The organism is Rhizobium sp. Leaf453 (genome assembly GCF_001425605.1).
In the GTDB taxonomy this organism is placed as follows: domain Bacteria; phylum Pseudomonadota; class Alphaproteobacteria; order Rhizobiales; family Rhizobiaceae; genus Pararhizobium.
Genome location: NZ_LMRG01000001.1, coordinates 655,933 through 675,280, shown reverse-complemented (window position 1 = coordinate 675,280; position 19,348 = coordinate 655,933). Strand labels below are relative to the sequence as shown.

Sequence of the window (19,348 nt, the reverse complement as noted above, 5' to 3'; positions counted from 1 at the left end):
CAGTTCCCCTGGTTTTCTTTTCGTGCGGCATTTTTGCCTGTCACGCTGTTCCATGAAAGCCATCGTGGCACTTGTGCAGAAATTATTCAACCGTATAATAACGCCAACGCTGCTTTTTCTGGCAGCCCTTCCACATGATCAAATTTCCGACAGGAGTAGACGATGACGGCTTATGGTTCGCAGGAGATGTCGGCCAATCTGGTGCGTGTGCTGATGCGTCGGCCGGGCGCAAGCCTGGCCTCGGCCGATCCTGCGCAGTGGCATTACGGCCCGACATTCGATGGCGAAAAGGCCGTGCGGCAGTACACGGAATTTGCAAGCCTCGTGGAAAAGTCCGGTGCGGAAATCCTCTGGCTGGAAGACAAGGGCGATGGCCTTGCCGACGCCATGTTCACCCATGATCCGTCGCTGATGTCCAACCATGGCGCTATCATCCTGCGCATGGGCAAGCCGCTGCGCGAAAAGGAAACGGCGCTGCACGAGGCCGCCTACAAGAAGGCCGGTATTCCGATTCTCGGGCGCATCGTCTCGCCCGGCACGGTGGAGGGCGGCGATTGCATCTGGCTCGATGCCGAGACGCTGATCGTCGGCCGCGGCGTGCGGACCAACGAAGAAGGCATTTCGCAGCTGACCGAAATGCTCAGCCCCCACGGTATCGACGTGCTCGGTTACGACCTGCCGCTCTGGCAGGGCGAGGAAGCCTGCCTGCATCTGATGTCGGTGATGAGCCCGCTGTCGCGCGATCTGGCGCTGGTTTTCGCGCCGCTGCTGCCGGCCTCCTTCTACCAGCTCCTGAAGGAATGGGGCATCACCATGATCGAGGCGCCGGCGGATGAGTTCCATGCCAGCAACGGCCTCAGCCTCAATGTCCTGCCGGTTCGCCCGAAAGAGGTGATCATGGTTGCGGGCTTCCCCAAGACCAAGGCGGCGATGGAAGGGGCCGGCTGCAAGGTTGAGGTCTTCGAGGCTGACGCGCTGTGCATTGCCTGCGAAGGTGGCCCGACCTGCCTGACGCGGCCGGTGTTGCGACGGGCCGCATGAACCGCCGGACGTTCCATCGCGCGCCGGAGGGAGAGCGGCGGCAGGAACTGATCGAGGCGACGCTCGACACGATCGCTGAGCTTGGACTGAAGGGCGCGACGGTCCGCCAGATCGCCATCCGCGCCGGGGTCACGGCAGGCCTTGTCCGGCATTATTTCGATTCGAAGGATCAGATGGTGGCCGAGGCCTATCGCTCGGTGCTGGCAAGCTTTGCGGCCAAGGCCGGGGATATCGGGGGCGACCCGCAAACGCGGCTGCGCCGGTTCATCACTCTGAACCTCACCGCGCCGGTTGCGAACGGCCGCAGCCTGTCGCTCTGGGCCTCTTTCATCAGCCAGGTTCGGGTCGACCCGGAACTGGCCGCGATCCACCGGGAAGGATATCTCGGGTTTCGCAACGATCTTCAGGGGCTGATCGGCGATTTCCTGCGCTCGCAGGATCGTCCGGACAGCGAAACGGAATGCCGCCGCCATGCGATCGCCATCAACGGCATGATAGACGGATTGTGGCTGGAAGGCTGCCTTGCGGGTGAGCTTTTCGAGGAAACCGAACTGGTTTCCATCGCCCTGTCCTCGATCGAGGCGCTGCTGGGCCTTTCGCTCGGCAATGACGAAACTCCCGGCGAGGCACATGGCCGCGCCGCCGAAACTGTCTGATACCAGGAGACACCATGCGCTATTCATCGATCACCGACCGCCTGGCGGATCTCGGCTCCGAAAAATGGGCCTTGCATATCCGCGCGCGCCAGATGCAGAGCGAAGGCACAGATGTCATCCAGCTGACAATCGGCGAGCCCGACATTCCTGCCGATCCGTCGCTGCTGGCCGAGGCGCAGCGGGCAATGAACGCCGGCCGATACCGCTATTCCAACGGTCGCGGCGAACCCTCCGTCGTCAAGGCGCTGACGGCGCGCTATGCCCGCCGGCGTCCGGACGTCACGGCCGAGAACGTGCTGTGCTTTCCCGGCACCCAGACGGCGTTGTTCGCAGTGATGCTCGGTCTCGTCGAGGCCGGCGACGGCGTGCTGGTTGGGGATCCCCATTACGCGACCTATGAAGGCGTCGTGCAATCGACCGGCGCCCATCGCGTCACCGTACCGCTGAAGCCGGAACACGGTTTTCACATGCAGGCGGCGGATCTGGAAAAGGCGATCACGCCGAAATGCCGGGTGCTGCTTCTCAACACACCGCACAATCCGACCGGCGCCGTGCTGACCGCGCAGGAAATCGGCGAGATCGGTGAGGTCTGCCGCAAGCATGATCTTTGGATCGTCTGCGACGAGGTCTATGAGGAACTGATCTTCGACGCGACCTTTGCCTCGCCCTTCGACAATCCTGATCTCGCCGAGCGCACGATCGTCGTGTCCTCGATTTCCAAGTCGCACGCAGCGCCCGGTTTCCGCAGCGGCTGGGCGATCGGTCCGACGGAATTCGCAAGCCGGCTGCTGCCGGTCTCCGAGACGATGCTGTTCGGTGTCCAGCCCTTCATCGCCGACATGACGGCCTATGCGTTGACCCATGAGATCGGCACGTCAGCGGCCATGCGCTCGTCCTTCAAGGCTCGGGCCGATCTGATCGTCGAGCACCTGTCCAATGTGCCGGGTGTGCGGCCGCTGCCGCCGGAAGCGGGCATGTTCATCCTGCTCGATGTCGTCGGCACCGGGCTGACCGGCGAAGCCTTCGCCTGGGCGCTTCTGGAGCAGGAACATGTCGCTGTCATGCCGGGATCGTCCTTCGGCGTGCATGCGACGCCCTATGTGCGGATGAGCCTGACCGTGCCGGAAGAGGCGATTGTCGAAGCCTGCCGCCGCATCGCCGATCTGGCGCTCCGGCTGGTGTCGCGTCAGGAGCGCCCGGCATGAGCATTGCAGAGATGAAGACCGTTGGCGAAGTGCTGGTCGACCTGCTGGAAGCCAATGGGGTCGATACCGTCTTCGGCATTCCCGGCGTTCATACGGTCGAGCTTTATCGCGGTCTTGCTGCGTCGAAAATCCGGCATGTGACGCCCCGCCACGAGCAGGGAGCCGGGTTCATGGCCGACGGTTATGCCCGCGTCAGCGGCAAGCCGGGCGTGGCGCTTGTGATCACCGGGCCGGGCCTCACCAACACGATCACGGCGATGGCGCAGGCCCGGCAGGATTCGATCCCGATGCTGGTGATTTCCGGCGTCAACCGGCGGGATTCCCTCGGGCACGGGCGCGGGCTTTTGCATGAGCTGCCTGACCAGCACGGCATGATCAAGACGCTGGCGCTTTATTCGCACACCTTGCTCAACCCCGCCGATCTGGCACCGGTGGTCGAGCGAGCCTTCGCCATCCTCACCTCCGGCCGTCCGGGTCCGGTGCATATCGAAATCCCCACGGATGTGATGACGGCGCGGATTTCCACGCCGGCCTTGCGCAAGGCGACGGCAACGCGGCCGCGCGCCGATGCCGAGACGCTGCAAAAGGCGGCGATCCTCTGCGGCAATTCCAGCCGCCCGCTGATCATCTGCGGTGGCGGCGCGATCACGGCGGAGGCGGAAATCCTCGAACTTGCCGAGCGTATCGGCGCGCCGGTGGTGATGACTGTCAATGCGCGCGGCATGCTGGCAGGCCATCCGTTGCGGGTGCCGGCGAGCCCCAGCCTCAAGGCCGTGCGCAGGCTGGTCTCCGACGCCGACCTGGTGATCGCGCTCGGCACGGAAATGGGCCAGACCGACTATGACATGTATGCCGATGGCGGTTTCCCGATTCTCGGCAACCTGATCCGCACGGATATCGATGCGGCACAGCTGGCGCGCGGGCCGCATGCGGCGCTGTCCATCCTGTCGGGCGCCAAGGCAGCCGTCTCGGGCATGCTGGCTTTCCTGACGACGAAGCCTGCGGCAAGGGGCAAGGAGAGGGCCGCCGATGCCCGCAAGGCGGCACTGGCGGAACTGACGGCGAAGATGCGCGCCGAAATCGCCGTGATAGATGCGATCTATCAGGCGCTGCCGGATGCCGTGATCGTCGGGGATTCCACCCAGGCTGTTTATGCCGGCAATCTCTATTGCGATGCGCCGCGGGCCAAATCCTGGTTCAACTCCGCGACCGGCTTCGGTGCGCTCGGTTATGCACCGCCGGCTGCAGTGGGCGCGGCGGTTGCCGATCCGGAAAAGCCGGTGATCTGCCTCGTCGGCGATGGTGGCATTCAGTTTTCGCTGGCGGAACTGGGATCGGCGGTCGATATCGGCGCCAATGTGATCTTCCTCGTTTGGAACAATGACGGCTATCAGGAGATCGAGAACTTCATGGTCGAATCCGGAATCACGCCGGAAGGCGTGAAGCCGTCGGCTCCCGACTTCATGCTGGCGGCCGGTGCCTATGGCGTGCCCGCCGTGCGGCTTTCGAAGGCCGCCGATCTGCCGGCCGCTCTGATCGATGCCCGCAAGCGCGGCGGCACGTCGCTGATCGAAATCCACCAGACGCGGACGACCGGCGTCACAGCGTGAGGCAAGCCGGTGGTGGGATATCCAAACCTGTCGCCGAATGGTAAGATTTGACTTTGGCGTCGAGCGATGGTCTTTAGGCGCGCTTGCGGGCTGAATCGGCGAGCAATGGGGCGATTTTCAGTGAAAACTGTCCGCCAACGGGAAGGAAAATGTCCTTCATGGGCATGAACGGCAACAGGATCGATCGCAGAGGTGCTGGCAAGCTTTTTGCCGTGCTCTGGATTCTGGCGGCTGCCCTTGCCATGCAGTTCGTTGCCTCGGCGCAAGGTTTTTCGTCGCGCCTGTCCACCCAGCAGAATGCCGGCAATGTCGCGGTTCCCGAAAGCGGGCAGTCCGACACGACCCTGTCGCGGCATATCATGCGGGCCTTCCCCGTTGCCGACCTGCGGTTCACCGCGGATCGCGCCGATGGCAAGGCTTCGCCCGGCGGACCAGTGCCGTTCCTGCTGCCAGCTGCTATCGACGTCGCCGCCATTTCCTATGGCGGTATTCCGGCAATGGCCTTTTCGCCGGCTGTCGCCGCTGGCCAGCGCTACGATATCATTCGCGTCCGCGGCCCTCCGGTTCTCGGCGCTTGACGGCTGTCCTTCGGGGCAGCTGATGCGCTGCGGCGCATTTCTCATTTGACTGTCACACCCGCTGTCCTCGGCCCTGCCGATGGATGTGGGCTATAATGGAACCTCAACATGCGCACTTCGAAATGGGCCATTCTGGCCTATGTCGCAGTAACCCTTTTCGGGATACTCGCGGCGCTACCAAACGTGCTGCCGCTGGCTGTCCAGCAGCAATACGCCGCCTTCCTCCCGGTGAAGCCTGTCACGCTCGGGCTTGACCTGAAGGGCGGTTCCCACCTCGTTCTGGAAGTTGATGCGGCCGGCCTGCGCAAGGCTCGTCTCAATACGCTTCTCGACGACATTCGCGGCGCCCTGCGCGGCGTGCGGCTGCCGACCTCGTCGGCGCGCATCGCCGGCGACACGATCGCCGTCAAGATTCCCGATCCGGCCGATCGCGAAAAGGTCATGCCGAAAATCCAGGAACTGGCGGTCCAGACCGGCACACTCGGCTTCGGCACGGTCACGTCGGACATCGATGTTACGACGGCCGATGACACGATCACCGTCAAGCTCACCGAGGCCGGCCTCACCGAGCGCATGACGGCCGCCGTCGATCAGAGCCTCGAGATCATTCGTCGCCGCGTCGACCAGGTCGGCGTTGCAGAACCGCTGATCCAGCGCGTCGGCTCGGACCGTATCCTCGTCCAGTTGCCGGGTCTGCAGGATCCGACGCATCTGCGCGAACTGCTCGGCTCGACCGCGCAGATGAGCTTCCACATGGTCGACACCTCCGTCGATCCGAACTCGCCCAACCCGCCGCCACGTGGCGTCGACATCCTGCCGGGCGCAAACGACGGCGGCAAATATGCCGTCGAAAGCCGCGTCGCCATCGCTGGCGAACGTCTCGCCGACGCCAAGGCCGGCTTCAACCAGCAGACCAACGAGCCGATCGTCTCGTTCACTTTCGACAGCCAGGGCGCCCGCCAGTTCGCCGAAATCACCCGCGACAATGTCGGCCTGCCTTTCGCCATCGTTCTCGACGACAAGGTCCTGACCGCGCCGCGCATCAACGAACCGATCACCGGCGGCCAGGGCCAGATCAGCGGTAACTTTACTGCCCAGGAAGCAACCGTTCTCTCGGCCCTCCTGCGCTCCGGTGCGTTGCCGGCGCCGCTCACCATCATTGAAGAACGCTCGGTCGGCCCGAACCTCGGTTCCGACTCCATCCGCATGGGCATCTATACCGGTCTCGCCGGCTTCGCCCTGGTCGTGACCCTGATGGTCGTGCTCTACGGCGCCTGGGGCATGATTGCCAATCTCGGCCTGCTGCTGCACACCATCCTGACGGTCGGCGTGCTCGGCATGCTCGGCTCGACGCTGACGCTGCCCGGTATTGCCGGTATCATCCTTGGCATCGGCATGGCGGTCGACGCCAACATCCTCATCAACGCCCGTATCCGTGAAGAGACGGAAGGCGGGGCAGGGGCGATGAAGGCGCTCGATATCGGCTTCAACAAGGCCTATGCGACCATCATCGACAGTAACGTCACCACGCTTTCGGGCACGATCCTGCTGTTCATGTTCGGCACAGGCCCGGTTCGCGGCTTCGCGATTACCATGATGCTCGGCATCGTCATCTCGATGTTCACCTCGATCACGGTCGTCCGTCTGGCGATGCGTGAAGTCGTCGTCCGTCGCAAGATGAAGAAGCTGGAAATCCCGTCGCTGTTCGGCGGCGTTCCGCATCTGCCGCAGATTTCCTTCATGAAGGGGCGCTTCGTCGCCATCGGCATGTCGGCTTTCCTGTCGGTCAGTTCCGTCATTCTCTTCTTCCATCCCGGCCTGAACTACGGCATCGACTTCGTCGGCGGTATCCAGGTAGAGGCGACCTCCAAGAACGAGATCGATCTTGCAAAGCTGCGCGGCGAACTGGAAGGCCTGCACCTCGGCGAAGTCGCCCTGCAGGAATTCGGCCAGAACAAGTCCGTTCTGATCCGCATCCAGCGCCAGCCGGGTGGTGAGCAGGAACAGACCGTTGCGCTGAACAAGATCAAGGACAGCGTGGCCCAGGTCATTCCGGACTCAAGCTTCGAGCGGACGGAAGTCGTCGGCCCGACCATCTCGGCGGAACTGGCCCGTTCTGGCTTCCTCGCCGTGGCGCTCGCGATGCTGGCGATCCTGCTCTACATCTGGTGGCGGTTCGAATGGCACTTCGCTGTCGGCGCCATCGCGGTGTTGCTGCTCGATATCACAAAGACGATTGGCTTCTTCGCACTGACCGGGATTGACTTCAACCTGACGGCCATCGCGGCGCTTTTGACGATGATCGGCTACTCGGTCAACGACAAGGTCGTGGTTTACGACCGCATGCGTGAAAACCTGCGCAAGTACAAGACCATGCCATTCTCCGACCTGATCGACATGTCGATCAACCAGGTGCTGGCGCGATGCATCTTCACCTCGATGGCCACGGCGTTCTCACTGGTGCCGATGGCGATCTGGGGTGGCGATGCGGTCAAGAGCTTCGCCTGGCCGATGATCTTCGGTGTCATCGTCGCGACGACGTCATCGATCTATATCGGTGGTCCAATCCTGCTCTTCCTCAGCCGCTGGTGGAAAGATCGGGAAGCAACGCGCGCGCCGGGTACGGAACTGGCCAAGAGCTGATTCCGCCTCCGAGCCGAAGAAAATTTGAAAGGGCAGCCTCGGCTGCCCTTTTTTTGTCCCATGCGGCGCCTACATATCATTGCGGGACGTGAGGAGTTGTCCCGTCGAGCTAGATCATCATTCCAATTTGTCGTGTTTGTTGAAAACAATGTCCCTTTGATCGCTATTATGGCGAAATAATGGGTATTATTTTTCAATAAACGTCAATTTTAATTGACTGAATTGGTGGTCTATTGTAATTCTTGATCATCCGATGACAGGAGAAGTCAGCCGGATGCCTGTAACCCGACCCAAGGTCAAGTGGCTTGGGTCATTGCCAAGGAGAGTGTCATGTTTGCCAATCATCACGTCGCCACTCTTCGCGGCACGCGTTCCTATTGTCGCGCAACGAAAGACCTTTGCATTCGCCTCATTACGCGAATGTGATCTGAAAACAGTCCTTTCCTTGAATTTGCACGATTGAGAATGATCCGCGTCCCGGCGTGGAAGGAGCGTATATATGAACAAGCAGGTTATAGAATTTGGCGGCGAAGCCGTCGGTGTCGTCGTCCCGGATGCGGGTCGCATGAAGTTTGTCGCGGTCAAGTATCACGTCTGGGATCTCGATTCGCGTTACTTCCGTTCTGCGGATGAAGCGCGATCCGCGGTCCGCCAGTTGGTGGCAGCCCAGAGCGGAAAGTCGGCAGTGTTGCGATCCGCTGACACTTCGGCGCTTTATGCAGTGGCGTAAACCATAAATGTGCGTGAAAACCGCAGTTTGGCCATCTTTTGACTAAATCGGTATATTGGCAAGGCTTCTCTTGTGATATGCCGGTTTATGACGATGGCAATCAGCAGATCGAAGCCATTTTTGAGCGCTGATCTGTGGAAAGAGCGAACTGCGATGCTGACGAAAAAGGGAAAGTACGGACTGAAGGCTCTGGTTGATCTTGCGCGGCTTGATCCGGGCGAGACGGCCTTTATCACCGAGATTGCGAGCCGCAACAATATCCCGAAGAAGTTTCTCGATACGATTCTTCTGGAATTGCGCAATGCAGGCATCCTGCGCTCGAAGAAAGGCCCCGGCGGCGGCTATTCCCTGTCGCGTCCTGCATCTGAAATCCGCATCGGTCAGGTCGTGCGCACGCTGGATGGCCCCCTCGCGCCGATCCGTTGTGCAAGCCGTACGGCCTATGAGGTCTGTGATGACTGTCATGATCCGGATACCTGCGAAGTTCGCCACTCCATGACGATCGTCCGCGATGCGATTGCCGACATTCTCGACACGATGACGCTTGAAACCTTCGTCAACAACCCGGGAAAATCCCTGCTTGCGGACGACGACATCGTCGAAAAGCGTGCAAGCTGAGGCCTCTCCAGCACATTTTGTGGTTTTTCTGACGTTTTTCGCGCCACCGTCGCGGGGAAAACGCATGATTTGGCCATTTTGATTTGATCTGGGAGCGCTCTGGTTATAACCGGGCACTTGATAAGGGTCTTGGAGCGTGATGATGGGTCTCAGGCAGGTCGATAACAACACCCCGGAAGAGCGTGCCGTGCTCGAATCGATCGGTCGGTCGATGGCGACCGCTGTCGATGGCATCAATGCGCTTGCCTCGCATTTCGCCACGGATCCCGCGCTCTCGCATAATCTCGTCGAAGCGGTCAGCCTGATCGCCCGTAGCCGGGGCCGCGTGGTGGTATCCGGCGTCGGCAAGAGCGGGCATATCGGCCGCAAGATCGCCGCGACCATGGCTTCGACCGGCACATCGGCCTATTTCGTCCATCCGACGGAAGCAAGCCACGGCGATCTCGGCATGATCACCTCAGAGGATTTGCTGATCCTCCTTTCCTGGTCCGGCGAAACCGTCGAACTCGGCAATATGCTGACCTATGCCAAGCGTTTCAATGTTTCGATCATTTCCGTGACCTCCAACGCTGAAAGTCTGCTGGCGCGCAACTCAACCGTTGCCATCACCCTGCCGAAGGTCCAGGAGGCCTGCCCGCACGGTCTGGCGCCGACGACCTCCGCCATGTTGCAATTGGCCGTCGGCGATGCCTTGGCGATCGCGCTGCTGGAGCGGCGCGGATTTTCGGCGCAGGACTTCAAGACCTTCCATCCCGGCGGAAAGCTCGGCTCGCAATTGCTGCTGGTTCAGGAACTGGCGCATGACGGCGATGCCATCCCGCTCCTGCCGCTCGGTAGCCCGATGGGCGATGCGGTCATCCAGATGTCGTCTAAAGGTTTCGGTGTTCTCGGCGTGACCGATGAAATAGGAAAGCTGGTCGGCGTGATCACCGATGGAGACTTGCGCCGCCACATGTCGCGTGATCTGCTGCTGGAAACGGTCGATACGGTGATGTCGCACAAGCCACGGGTCATCAAGGGGTCCATTTTGGCGAGTGCTGCGATGGAACTGATGCAGGCGCAAAAGGTCACGGTTCTGTTCCTCGTTGAAGATGATGGTGTTCCCAGTGGCATCCTGCATATTCACGACCTGCTGCGCGCGGGTGTCGCCTGAGTTTCGGTAGCGACCGTACGCCAGCGGCCGTCGCGACGTTGATGCCGGTCGTTGGGAAAACGATTTTGCGAGCGAACGCCATTGCCTGAACAGCAACATTTCCTTCAAACGGATCAGGGCGCGGAGAGCGCTCCGGTCGTCACGTTCGCGTTTCACATTCACGGCTGGAAGCAGGCCGTTTTCCAGCGCTACTTCCCGGAATGCGACTTCGTCTTTGTTCCCATGTACGCGCGGGAAAACGAGTTCGAGGAGGAATGGGCGGATCGCATCCTTTCGGCAGACAAGCCGCAGATTTTCGTCTGGAGCCTGCGCGCGCCGGATGGATTGCGGTCCTTTGCAACACAGAACGGCATACCGGTCTACTTCATCGAGGATGGGTTTATCCGCTCGGTCGAAGCCAATGCCAGCCGCACGCCGCCGCTCTCGCTCGCCTTCGATCAGGGAACGGCCTATTTCGACTGCCGTACGGCGTCGGATCTCGAGCGCCTGCTTGCGACCTATGATTTTGACGCCGATCCAGACCTTCTGGAGCGTGCCCGAAACGGAATCCGGTTTTTGCTGGAATCGGGCGTCAGCAAATACAACAGCGATGCCAAGACGGATATCGACAGTGTCTATGGCCCGAAAACGGGCAAGCGCGTTTTGGTCATCGGCCAGGTCGAGGATGACGCCTCCATCCAGTTCGGCTGCCTGCCGCCGATCACCAACAATGATCTCGTACGGCTAGCAGCGGCGGAAAACCCGGATGCACAGATCATCTATAAGCCACATCCCGACATCCTCAATCGTGTGCGCCTTGCGCAATCCGACCCGCAGGATGTTCGTCATCTCTGCCAGATCCTGGCGGAACCGCTGCCGATGGCGCGCGCGTTCGAAACGATCGATCATGTTTACACGATCACCTCGCTGGCGGGCTTCGAGGCGTTGTTGCGCGGGCTAAAGGTCACCGTGCAGGGATGTCCGTTCTATGCAAGCTGGGGTCTGACAGATGATCGCCAGCCCAATCCGCGCAGGGGACGAACCCTATCGATCGAAGCCTTATTCGCCGGCGCCTACCTTCTCTATCCGCGCTATTTTGAACCGGAAACGGGCAGATCGGTTTCGTTCGAGGAAACGGTCGAAAGCATCCGCCGTCATTTCGCCGCACCGGCCGTTCCGGTCAAACCCTATCGGGCGCCCGGACCGAAGTGGCAGGCCTGGGGACCCTATGGCATTCTCGGCTGGCGGCATCTGCTGACGCCGATCGTATCGCCGTTCATCGCCGGGATCGGCCACGGTCGTGACGCCGAGAATTACCGCGAGGATCCGATCCAGTTCTTCCGAGAGCTCTCGAATCCCAAGTTCAGATTGATCGGCCGAATACTCTATCCGTTCGACAAATAGGTCGTGGCAGTTCTTTGCAAGAAGGACGTGATATAGTGTCGGCTCGAAAATGTGGCGGCATCGCATGGCGATATCGCGCGGATTGGTTTATGGAATGACGCGGCTGCGTCGCCCTCAGGCGGTGATGTGGCCAGAGGCACTGGAAGAAAGCAGCTTGTTTGGGACATGTGGCCACACATACGCGAGTCGTTTCCGCCTTGCTCGTCCGCGAAATGGAAGCCCGTTTCGGCAACAAGCCCGGCGGATATGTCTGGGCATTCCTTGACCCGGCCGCAAATGTCGCCCTGTTGACGCTCATCTTTCAAGCCATCGCCCGGGCTCCACCTCTCGGCACCAGCTTTCCCCTGTTTTTCGGAACAGGCTATATCGGGTTCCAGTTTTACCAAGCCATGGCGACCTATCTCAACGGTGCCGTCCGGGCAAATAAGTCGCTTTTGAATTACCCCAACGTCGCCCCCGTCGACACCATAGTCGCGCGATATATTCTGCAGTTGGTTACGACTGTGGCCGTTGCCGTTGTGGTCATGTCTGTCATCATCGCCACGATGCGGGTCCCGCCGGAAATATCATGGCCACCGATCATCGAAGCGGCCTTTATTGCCAGCATCCTGGGATTGGGCGTCGGACTGTCGAACAATGTCCTGTTCATCAAGTATCCGCTTTATGAGAAGGTCTACGCCATCATCAGCAGGCCGATCTATCTGATTTCTGGCGTGTTCTTTTTACCGGATGCCATTCCGCATCCCTACAAGGATATCGTGCTTCTCAATCCGCTCATTCATGTGACCATGCATTTCAGGACCGGCTTTTATGACGAATATCGGGCTTTGGGTTTGGATATAAACTATGCTTACGGCTTCGCATTTTTGACATTCTTTTTTGGAATGGTGCTTTTTTCCATGTCTTCCGCTGTTTTGAGAAACGAATGATCAGGCTTGAGCAGGCGACAAAATTCGCGCGCACCAGAGGCATCAACAAGCCCATTATCGAGCGCGCTTCCCTCGTCTTGCAGCGCGGAAAAAGCATCGGCCTGCTCGGTCGTAATGGCGCCGGCAAATCAACTTTGCTCAAGCTGATCGCAGGCACAATCCGATTGGACAGCGGGCGTATCATCCGGCAGGGGAAGATTTCCTGGCCGCTGGGCTTTGCGGGAAGTTTCCAGAGCACGATGACCGGCGAGCAAAATGTACGCTTTGTTGCTCGTATCTATGGCGTGGATACCCGCGAACTAATCCAATACGTGGAAGAATTCGCTGAACTGGGGCCTTTCTTCAAGGCGCCGGTTGGTACATATTCGTCGGGCATGAAGGCCCGTCTTGCCTTCGGTTTGAGCATGGGTGTGAATTTCGACTACTATCTCGTCGATGAAATCACTGCTGTTGGCGATGTGAATTTCAAGAAGAAGTGCAGGGTTGTTTTTGAAAGCCGTCTGCAGGAATCCGACGTCATCATGGTTTCTCACAGTACAACAACCATTCGCGATTACTGTGATTGTGGCGTGGTTCTGGAAAATGGCAAATTAACCTATTATGATGATATTGAGGACGCGATCAGCGCTCACAACAGGAATATGAAGGAACGGTAATGGCGGTCATCAAGAATGCGGCTTCGAATGCCGCGCCGACGGACCTGACTGATAACCGTCTGGCTGGCAAAGAAGTCGTAAAGCCTAGAAGCGTTCACCTCCTGGAAGGTCTGTTGGGTAATGACGATCGTCTTCTGGTTCCGACCAGACCCGCGCCGATTGCCAAGGTTAACCCGACCCGTAACAAGATTCACACGATCATCACGCAGGAAGTCAAAAAGCGGAGCTTTTTGGGGTCGCTACGGCTGCGCCATGCGATGATCATCGTCAGTTTCATTCTGTTCGTCGCGATCCCGGGTACCCTCGCGTCCATCTACATGATCTTTTTTGCGGCTGATCAGTACCACAGCACGGCTTCGTTTTCCGTCAGAAGCATAGAAGCTGCCGGTGGGTCGGATATTCTGGGCATGTTCACTCAGGCATCCACAGGCAACACGCAGTCCGACAGCTACATCCTGATGGATTACATCCGAAGTGAGCGCATGTTGGCCGACGTTGAAAAGAAGTTCGACCTGGAAAAAATCTATGAAGCCCGTGGGGTCGACTATTTTTACGGGTTGGGGGCTGGTCTCCCGATCGAGAACAAGCTCGAATACTGGCGCAGTATGGTCGACGTAAATTACGACCATGCGTCGGGCATCATGCAGTTGCAGGTCAGGGCATTCGATCCGAAGCAATCGCAGGAAATTGCCCAGTTCGTGATCGAAAAGAGCGACGATCTTGTCAATAACCTGTCGGCAGAGGCTCGCAATGGCGTCTTGAAGACGGCTGGCGACGAAGTTCGTTCGGCGGAAGAACGCCTCACCAAGGCGCGTGTCGCAGTCCGAGACTATCGCGATGTTTCCCAAGAGGTCGATCCGGTTGAGGGAGCGAAGCTGGCGGCTCAGTTGATTGGTGGACTGGAAGCGCAGTTGGTGCAGATGAACGCCGATCTGGCGACCGCCCTGACACAGATGGGCGAAGATACGCCGCGTGTCCGTGTGCTGAAGGCACGAATTGCAAGTGTCGAGCAGCAGCTGGATTCCGAACGCCGGCGGCTTGGTAGCGGGAATGTCGCCGAGAAGTCGGCGCGTGGAAGTGCAACGGGCGATGTCGCTGGCCGAATTCAGCAGTTCGAAGAGCTGGAAACGGAGCGCGAATTTGCTGAGCGCGCCTATACCGCATCCTTGGCGAGCCTGGAAAAGGCCCGTCTGGATGCCAGCAGCAAGCAGCGCTACCTTGCTGTTTTCAACCAGCCAACCCTTTCGCAGATGGCGCAGTATCCAGCGCGCTACCTGAATTCGTTCCTGGTTTCGCTTGGGCTTCTCTTCGCTTGGGCCGTGTTCGTCATGGGCTATTACAACATTCGAGATCGAACCTGAGCGCCCAACTCGCCGGATGAGATTGGTGAATCTCGTCCGGCGCTCCATGCATCAGTCTCACGCCGGCTATCCTCCCATCTACGCATGATCTATGAGGAGTCTGCTCCAGAGCGCTTGTACTTCTACGGTAATCAATAAATGAATGTCTTTGCGAGGGTTGGCAGCTTTTTAAAATCGCTGCCGAAGGTTCGATTTCTCAGGCCACTCGCAGTGCTGGTCGATCAGGGCGAAAGCAATACCATTGACGCCAAGGGGCGGCTGGTTGCAACGATTCGCCTTTCCGGCAGTGGGCACAGTATCGAGCTTCCGAAATCCTCGACTTTTACCGGGCATATCACGATCCGCGGTCGTGGGAACCGCATTGTCGTCGGCGAGAACTGCCAGCTTTCAGGTGAAGTGATCATCAAAGGCGCGCGCCAGACAGTGATGATTGGCGAAGGGACGACTTTCGAATCTGTTTATGTCCTCAGCCAGGAGCGCTGCGATGTGACCATCGGGCGCTGGTGTATGCTTTCGCGCGGCATCGAAATCCGCACGAGTGATGCCCATTCGATTCTTCGTAAAGCGGATGGTCGTCGATTGAACCGTGCCCGATCTGTTGTCGTTGGCGATCATGTCTGGGTCGGGGTCGGTTCCATGCTCAGCAAAGGAACTGTGATCCCGGACGATTGCGTCATCGGCGCGAAATCCTTCGTCAACAAATCCTTCACGGAAAGTGGCGTTGTCATCGCGGGGACGCCAGCAGTTGTCGTGAAGCGTGGAATTACTTGGCACAGGCGCCGGCTCCGCCAGTTTTCGAAGGAAGAAATGCAGGAATGGCGCACGGTCGAAACTGTCAATGACGACGACGATTGATTTTTTGCGGCTTTTGCCTCGGGGGTGGATCGACAAAGGCGCCGGGCTGGTTGACGGATCGCTCATGCAGCCGTTTGGCTATGGCATCTGCGCCTGCGTCCGTTCCATCAGTTGAGTAAAAATTACCGCGGACCTGAATGGCCGCCGCCAGCAGTCGAAAGAATGCCTTCCGAATTTTTTCATCAGGCGGCGCAGGCGATCGCCAAAACGTGTCGAGGTCTGCCTGATCACTCAAACCCTTGACGTCGAAGACCGCCACGCCCAATACCTTGATCGGTTTGCCCACCTGCAGGGCGCTGAGCCCCACCGTCGAGTTGACGGTTACAGTTCCCGCAGCCTTCGCAAGCAATGCGTTCAGGTCTCCTCCGTCGAGAAATTGTACGCGATTGCCCACACCCAATCCTCTTGCCAGATCATTGATGAAAGCTCGCCAGGAGATCAATCCGTTATCGAGTGGATGAACCTTGGCGATCAGCTGAGATGTCGGCGGGGCACATCGAGCAAAGGAAGAGAGGACCGTTTCGATAGCTTCCCGCTGGTCATTATAGGGGGAATGTGCTCTCAACTGAAAATCGGTCTGGAGTTGCAGCGGGTAGACGAAAAACGGCTCCCTGCCGGCGAAGATTGCGTTGACGAGCGCCGCGGCCTCCGAACTCCTCCTACGGGCACCGATAAGCCGTGTCACCCAACCCGCATACTCCGCCAAGGGATGGAATAGGGCGTGCCTGCGGTAGTGGGGGAAGAGAAACCACAGGAAGACATTGGGCAGATTGTAGAGGAGATCGTAGGCGGCCTCTGCAAGAAAGCTCTGCGTGTAACGTCGTTTCCAGTCCGGTTCCGGCAAGGCACGGGCAGCCTCGATGATCAGGCCGGGATCAGCAGGAAAATGCGAATTGGATGACATGCCGCCGCGTTCGAGCGTCAGCCAGTCCGGGCGCAGGTACCCCATCTCGATGACCGAAACCTCGATTTGCCGCTCCCGGGCGATCTCAATCGCCTGCTGATGGTAAGCGCGCTCTTCACCAAGGAGCACGAGATCTGTGACGCCGTGATCCTGCACGAAGCCTGCAAAATAAGCTTGCCAGGCAGGACCGCCGTGCCCTCGATAGTTGAACCCGTTCTTGCGTCTCCAGAAAATCTGGTCGCCGGCGTTGAGATTGATCCTCAGGCATCGATGCCCGAGCCTGTCGAGGCGATCGGCAATCTTGGCGAAGATCGGCGAGGACGGCCCTTGTAGGAAGAGAAAGACACGCCGTGTCACGGCTGAAAAACCATTGTCATTCTCCTGAAATCCGCGCCGGCACTAGATCAGATCGTCCTTGCGCAGATTGGCATGCCTGAGCAATACCTCCAACAGTTTCCACGGCTCCTCGCTGCGCGCCGATGTCGGTACATGGTCCGACTTGCGAGCCTTTCCAAGGGGCACGATGAAATAGTCGGTCCGCGGATCGGGAAAAGGATCAGCAAAGGATTTCAGCAACGGTGCATGATCGCCGTAAAACAGCAGCCAGACAGGGCGGTCAAGCGTATTCAAATGATCCACCAGTTTGCCCAAGGCCTCGTCGGATTGCTGAAGAATGTCGAGGTAGATCTCGACAGGATCGGTTAGATCCCTGACACGACCGGGTTCCCAAGGTCCGTGATTGGCCATCGAGGCGACAAAGAGGAAACTGCCCTCCGCGACGGTTTGCTTGTCGAGGTCGGCGATTACCTTCTGGGTCAGCACGAAATCGGAAACGTAGGGGCCATCGGCCTGCGGATCATGATCGAAGTCGTCGAGCATGGTCATTTTCTCGAAACCAAGCTGCGGCATCGCCTTGTGACGCAGGAAGAAGGTCCTGTCATAGGGGTGCATGAAATGCGTGTTCCATCCGGCCTTCTTCAGTTTCGTCGGCCAGACGACATCGGTGTAATGGCTCGCGCGCAGATAGGGATAGCTGGCATCGATATGAAGATCGTCGGGAACCAGCCCGCTGAGTACGGCGAACTCCGTTCTCAGGGTGTACCCACCCTCGAAGACCGTTGCCAGGCGTCCCCACTGCGCGGCCTTTTTCTGCAGCCGGTCGATCGTCGGCAGCTTGATGCTGTCGACACCGCAATGGCGCATATCGATGAACGATTCCGACTGCCAGACGATAACCAGTGGTGCTTTGTTATCGTCGTCGTGTCCGATCAGGTCCTGCACCGCCGCCAGGAAGCGCTCGGAGAGTTCGGCGACGATCTTTTCGCGGCGGCGACCGAGCCAGATAATGAAGTGAAAGATCACCGAGGCGAAGGTGCCAAACCGGATCGTGCTGACCTTCACGTTCGGCTTGCCGACAAGACGTTGCGCCAGATCAGCCACGGGGCGGTTGACCGGGCCGTAGAACAGCAGAATCCACGGCAGGTCTGCGATCAGGAACATGAGAAGGATCCACAGAGGCCTGTTGCTCGACGGCAGCAGGTGCGGCTCGAAATACATGTAGAGTGCTGAAACGCCGAATACATAAAGGAAAGCTACAAGCCAAAAAACGATGTTTAGTGAATTGGCATAGAAGATCGATTTGTATTTAAAGACGTCGGCGACCAAGGCGATATCGGAGAAAACCAGAGGTTCACGAATGAACTTGTATTTCGCGCGCGAAATACCGGTGAAGATGACGAAGAAGCTCATTGCGCCGGCACCGGCATAGAGCGGACGCCAGGAGATCGCGAAAAAGCCTGCAAAGACAAGCGCGATGATGGGAAGTCTCGCAAGGATATCGACGATTGCGCGCTTCACGCTAGCCGGCGGTCGATTGCGGCGACGCTCGCGCTTCGGCAACGCAAAGCGGTCGGTAAACAGGACGACGGAGCAGGCCAGAACGTAGCAGAATAACGTCAGCGCCACGGGATGGTCATGCATGTGGAGCGACGTCAACGCCAAACCGATACCTTCATATTCGTTCGCTTGCCGCAAATCGTATTCGTTTCGGCGCAACAGGACGACACTTAGAATATTTCAAGCCTAACCGAAAGCGATTCTACGAGAATCTGGCCGCCGGTTCGTCCGTTACCTTGGATAACCGCCATCTACTCAAAAAACATGACAGAATCTGATTCTGCCGCTGATGCACGGGGATTGCGCCCATTCAAGGGCGACGGCTGATTTTGAGGATCGCGCGATCGAACCACCAGTTGAGGAAGGGCTTGAGGGTGGAACCGAAACGTCCGAGAGAGCCAAGCGACAGGCCGAAGAAGACCTCGAACGAGCGCTTGTCTATTGCGCGGACGATTCGCGCTGCCACGGCAGAGGACGCCCATGGCGCGACGCTCCCCATGATCACGGCCGCCTCGAGCGGCCGATGCTCAAGCTCGCGTGTGAACTGGGGTGTTTCCGTATCTGGTGGAAAGCAGACGGAAACGCTGACACCTTGTGGTCGTGCTTCAGACCGAAGTGCTTCCGCAAACCCGTGCAACGCAAACTTCGAAGCGGAATAGGCGGCATAACCGTAAATCCCGATCAGACCTGCTCCGGACGAGACCAGCATGATCCTGCCACAGCGACGCTGCTTCATGCCGGCATAGACAGCGCGCACCGCATTGACGCTGCCTGTGAAATTGGTTCGCATCTGTCGTTCGAATGCTTCTGTAGAGATTGTTTCGAAGACACCCGGCTCGACTATGCCCGCGGAGGTGATGAGGATATCGCAGGGGCCGAAGGATTCTTCGCAGCGGCGGATTGCTTCCACCGTCTGGATTTCGTCGGTCACATCCGCGCTGTCGATAAGGACTTTCGCTGTCGCGTTCGTGCGCGCGAGTTCGGCTTGCGCTACCTCGAGCGTCGACAGTGTGCGAGCCAGAAGGGAAATCCGCGCCCCCCGGTCGGCATAGATCCGGGCGATCTCCAGGCCGATCCCGCTTGAGCCGCCCGTAATGATCACATGAGTCATTCTGAAAGACCAGTTCGGT

General features: G+C 59.0%; 17 protein-coding genes. 14 read left to right on the top strand and 3 right to left on the bottom strand.

The features are described from left to right. Positions 1-162 precede the first annotated feature (162 nt). From ASG68_RS03240 to ASG68_RS03175, 14 genes are all read left to right on the top strand, one after another. Positions 163-1,041 (top strand): dimethylarginine dimethylaminohydrolase family protein, encoded by an 879-nt coding sequence (locus ASG68_RS03240; RefSeq protein WP_062583180.1) that lies wholly within the window; start codon positions 163-165, stop codon positions 1,039-1,041. Beyond that, positions 1,038-1,697, top strand: a complete 660-nt coding sequence (locus ASG68_RS03235) for a TetR family transcriptional regulator C-terminal domain-containing protein (RefSeq protein ID WP_062583182.1) — start codon at positions 1,038-1,040, stop codon at positions 1,695-1,697. Before ASG68_RS03240 ends, ASG68_RS03235 begins: the two co-directional genes overlap by 4 nt. Before the next feature lie 14 nt (positions 1,698-1,711). Beyond that, on the top strand, positions 1,712-2,902 hold the full coding sequence (locus ASG68_RS03230; RefSeq protein WP_062609128.1) for a pyridoxal phosphate-dependent aminotransferase: 1,191 nt from the start codon (positions 1,712-1,714) through the stop codon (positions 2,900-2,902). Beyond that, on the top strand, positions 2,899-4,512 hold the full coding sequence (locus ASG68_RS03225) for a 5-guanidino-2-oxopentanoate decarboxylase (RefSeq protein WP_062583185.1): 1,614 nt from the start codon (positions 2,899-2,901) through the stop codon (positions 4,510-4,512). The genes ASG68_RS03230 and ASG68_RS03225 overlap by 4 nt, the downstream gene beginning before the upstream one ends. A gap of 149 nt (positions 4,513-4,661) precedes the next feature. Next, positions 4,662-5,090: a hypothetical protein gene (locus ASG68_RS03220; protein ID WP_156373768.1), complete on the top strand. Its 429-nt coding sequence runs from the start codon at positions 4,662-4,664 to the stop codon at positions 5,088-5,090. 108 nt (positions 5,091-5,198) lie between these two features. Next, positions 5,199-7,733 (top strand): protein translocase subunit SecD, encoded by a 2,535-nt coding sequence (secD, locus tag ASG68_RS03215; RefSeq protein WP_062609126.1) that lies wholly within the window; start codon positions 5,199-5,201, stop codon positions 7,731-7,733. Between the two features lie 499 nt (positions 7,734-8,232). Continuing rightward, on the top strand, positions 8,233-8,463 hold the full coding sequence (locus tag ASG68_RS03210; RefSeq protein ID WP_062583190.1) for a hypothetical protein: 231 nt from the start codon (positions 8,233-8,235) through the stop codon (positions 8,461-8,463). A 153-nt stretch (positions 8,464-8,616) separates the two neighbouring features. Then, positions 8,617-9,081, top strand: coding sequence for an RrF2 family transcriptional regulator (locus ASG68_RS03205; protein WP_062583192.1), 465 nt, complete (start codon positions 8,617-8,619; stop codon positions 9,079-9,081). Between the two features lie 142 nt (positions 9,082-9,223). Then, a complete protein-coding gene (locus ASG68_RS03200; RefSeq protein WP_062583686.1) occupies positions 9,224-10,234 on the top strand; it encodes a KpsF/GutQ family sugar-phosphate isomerase in 1,011 nt (336 codons plus the stop codon). Positions 10,235-10,315: 81 nt separating this feature from the next. Further along, entirely contained in the window at positions 10,316-11,617 is a 1,302-nt protein-coding gene (locus ASG68_RS03195; RefSeq protein ID WP_062583194.1) for a capsular polysaccharide biosynthesis protein, read from the top strand. Positions 11,618-11,775: 158 nt separating this feature from the next. Beyond that, entirely contained in the window at positions 11,776-12,546 is a 771-nt protein-coding gene (locus tag ASG68_RS03190) for an ABC transporter permease (RefSeq protein ID WP_062583195.1), read from the top strand. Beyond that, on the top strand, positions 12,543-13,202 hold the full coding sequence (locus tag ASG68_RS03185; RefSeq protein ID WP_062583197.1) for an ABC transporter ATP-binding protein: 660 nt from the start codon (positions 12,543-12,545) through the stop codon (positions 13,200-13,202). The genes ASG68_RS03190 and ASG68_RS03185 overlap by 4 nt, the downstream gene beginning before the upstream one ends. Then, entirely contained in the window at positions 13,202-14,563 is a 1,362-nt protein-coding gene (locus ASG68_RS03180) for an RkpR, polysaccharide export protein (protein ID WP_062583199.1), read from the top strand. The genes ASG68_RS03185 and ASG68_RS03180 overlap by 1 nt, the downstream gene beginning before the upstream one ends. Before the next feature lie 138 nt (positions 14,564-14,701). Further along, entirely contained in the window at positions 14,702-15,418 is a 717-nt protein-coding gene (locus tag ASG68_RS03175; protein WP_082478225.1) for an acyltransferase, read from the top strand. Here ASG68_RS03175 and ASG68_RS03170 read toward each other — a convergent pair. From ASG68_RS03170 to ASG68_RS03160, 3 genes are all read right to left on the bottom strand, one after another. Continuing rightward, positions 15,399-16,679 carry a capsule biosynthesis protein gene (locus ASG68_RS03170; RefSeq protein ID WP_062583202.1) on the bottom strand — a complete coding sequence of 427 codons (1,281 nt, stop codon included), beginning with the start codon at positions 16,677-16,679 and terminating at the stop codon, positions 15,399-15,401. The two genes, ASG68_RS03175 and ASG68_RS03170, sit on opposite strands and share 20 nt — an antisense overlap. A gap of 42 nt (positions 16,680-16,721) precedes the next feature. Beyond that, a complete protein-coding gene (locus ASG68_RS03165) occupies positions 16,722-18,302 on the bottom strand; it encodes an LTA synthase family protein (protein WP_062583687.1) in 1,581 nt (526 codons plus the stop codon). A 226-nt stretch (positions 18,303-18,528) separates the two neighbouring features. Continuing rightward, on the bottom strand, positions 18,529-19,329 hold the full coding sequence (locus tag ASG68_RS03160; protein WP_062583205.1) for an SDR family oxidoreductase: 801 nt from the start codon (positions 19,327-19,329) through the stop codon (positions 18,529-18,531). Positions 19,330-19,348: the final 19 nt, after the last annotated feature.

Bases quoted from the DNA above. Each gene is read 5' to 3' on its own strand.
- ASG68_RS03240 (WP_062583180.1), top strand. From the start codon at position 163: ATGACGGCTTATGGTTCGCAGGAGATGTCGGCCAATCTGGTGCGTGTG.
- ASG68_RS03165 (WP_062583687.1), bottom strand. From the start codon at position 18,302: ATGCATGACCATCCCGTGGCGCTGACGTTATTCTGCTACGTTCTGGCC.
- ASG68_RS03230 (WP_062609128.1), top strand. From the start codon at position 1,712: ATGCGCTATTCATCGATCACCGACCGCCTGGCGGATCTCGGCTCCGAA.
- ASG68_RS03175 (WP_082478225.1), top strand. From the start codon at position 14,702: ATGAATGTCTTTGCGAGGGTTGGCAGCTTTTTAAAATCGCTGCCGAAG.
- ASG68_RS03225 (WP_062583185.1), top strand. From the start codon at position 2,899: ATGAGCATTGCAGAGATGAAGACCGTTGGCGAAGTGCTGGTCGACCTG.
- ASG68_RS03200 (WP_062583686.1), top strand. From the start codon at position 9,224: ATGGGTCTCAGGCAGGTCGATAACAACACCCCGGAAGAGCGTGCCGTG.
- ASG68_RS03205 (WP_062583192.1), top strand. From the start codon at position 8,617: ATGCTGACGAAAAAGGGAAAGTACGGACTGAAGGCTCTGGTTGATCTT.
- ASG68_RS03185 (WP_062583197.1), top strand. From the start codon at position 12,543: ATGATCAGGCTTGAGCAGGCGACAAAATTCGCGCGCACCAGAGGCATC.
- secD (WP_062609126.1), top strand. From the start codon at position 5,199: ATGCGCACTTCGAAATGGGCCATTCTGGCCTATGTCGCAGTAACCCTT.
- ASG68_RS03180 (WP_062583199.1), top strand. From the start codon at position 13,202: ATGGCGGTCATCAAGAATGCGGCTTCGAATGCCGCGCCGACGGACCTG.
- ASG68_RS03160 (WP_062583205.1), bottom strand. From the start codon at position 19,329: ATGACTCATGTGATCATTACGGGCGGCTCAAGCGGGATCGGCCTGGAG.
- ASG68_RS03220 (WP_156373768.1), top strand. From the start codon at position 4,662: ATGTCCTTCATGGGCATGAACGGCAACAGGATCGATCGCAGAGGTGCT.
- ASG68_RS03235 (WP_062583182.1), top strand. From the start codon at position 1,038: ATGAACCGCCGGACGTTCCATCGCGCGCCGGAGGGAGAGCGGCGGCAG.
- ASG68_RS03210 (WP_062583190.1), top strand. From the start codon at position 8,233: ATGAACAAGCAGGTTATAGAATTTGGCGGCGAAGCCGTCGGTGTCGTC.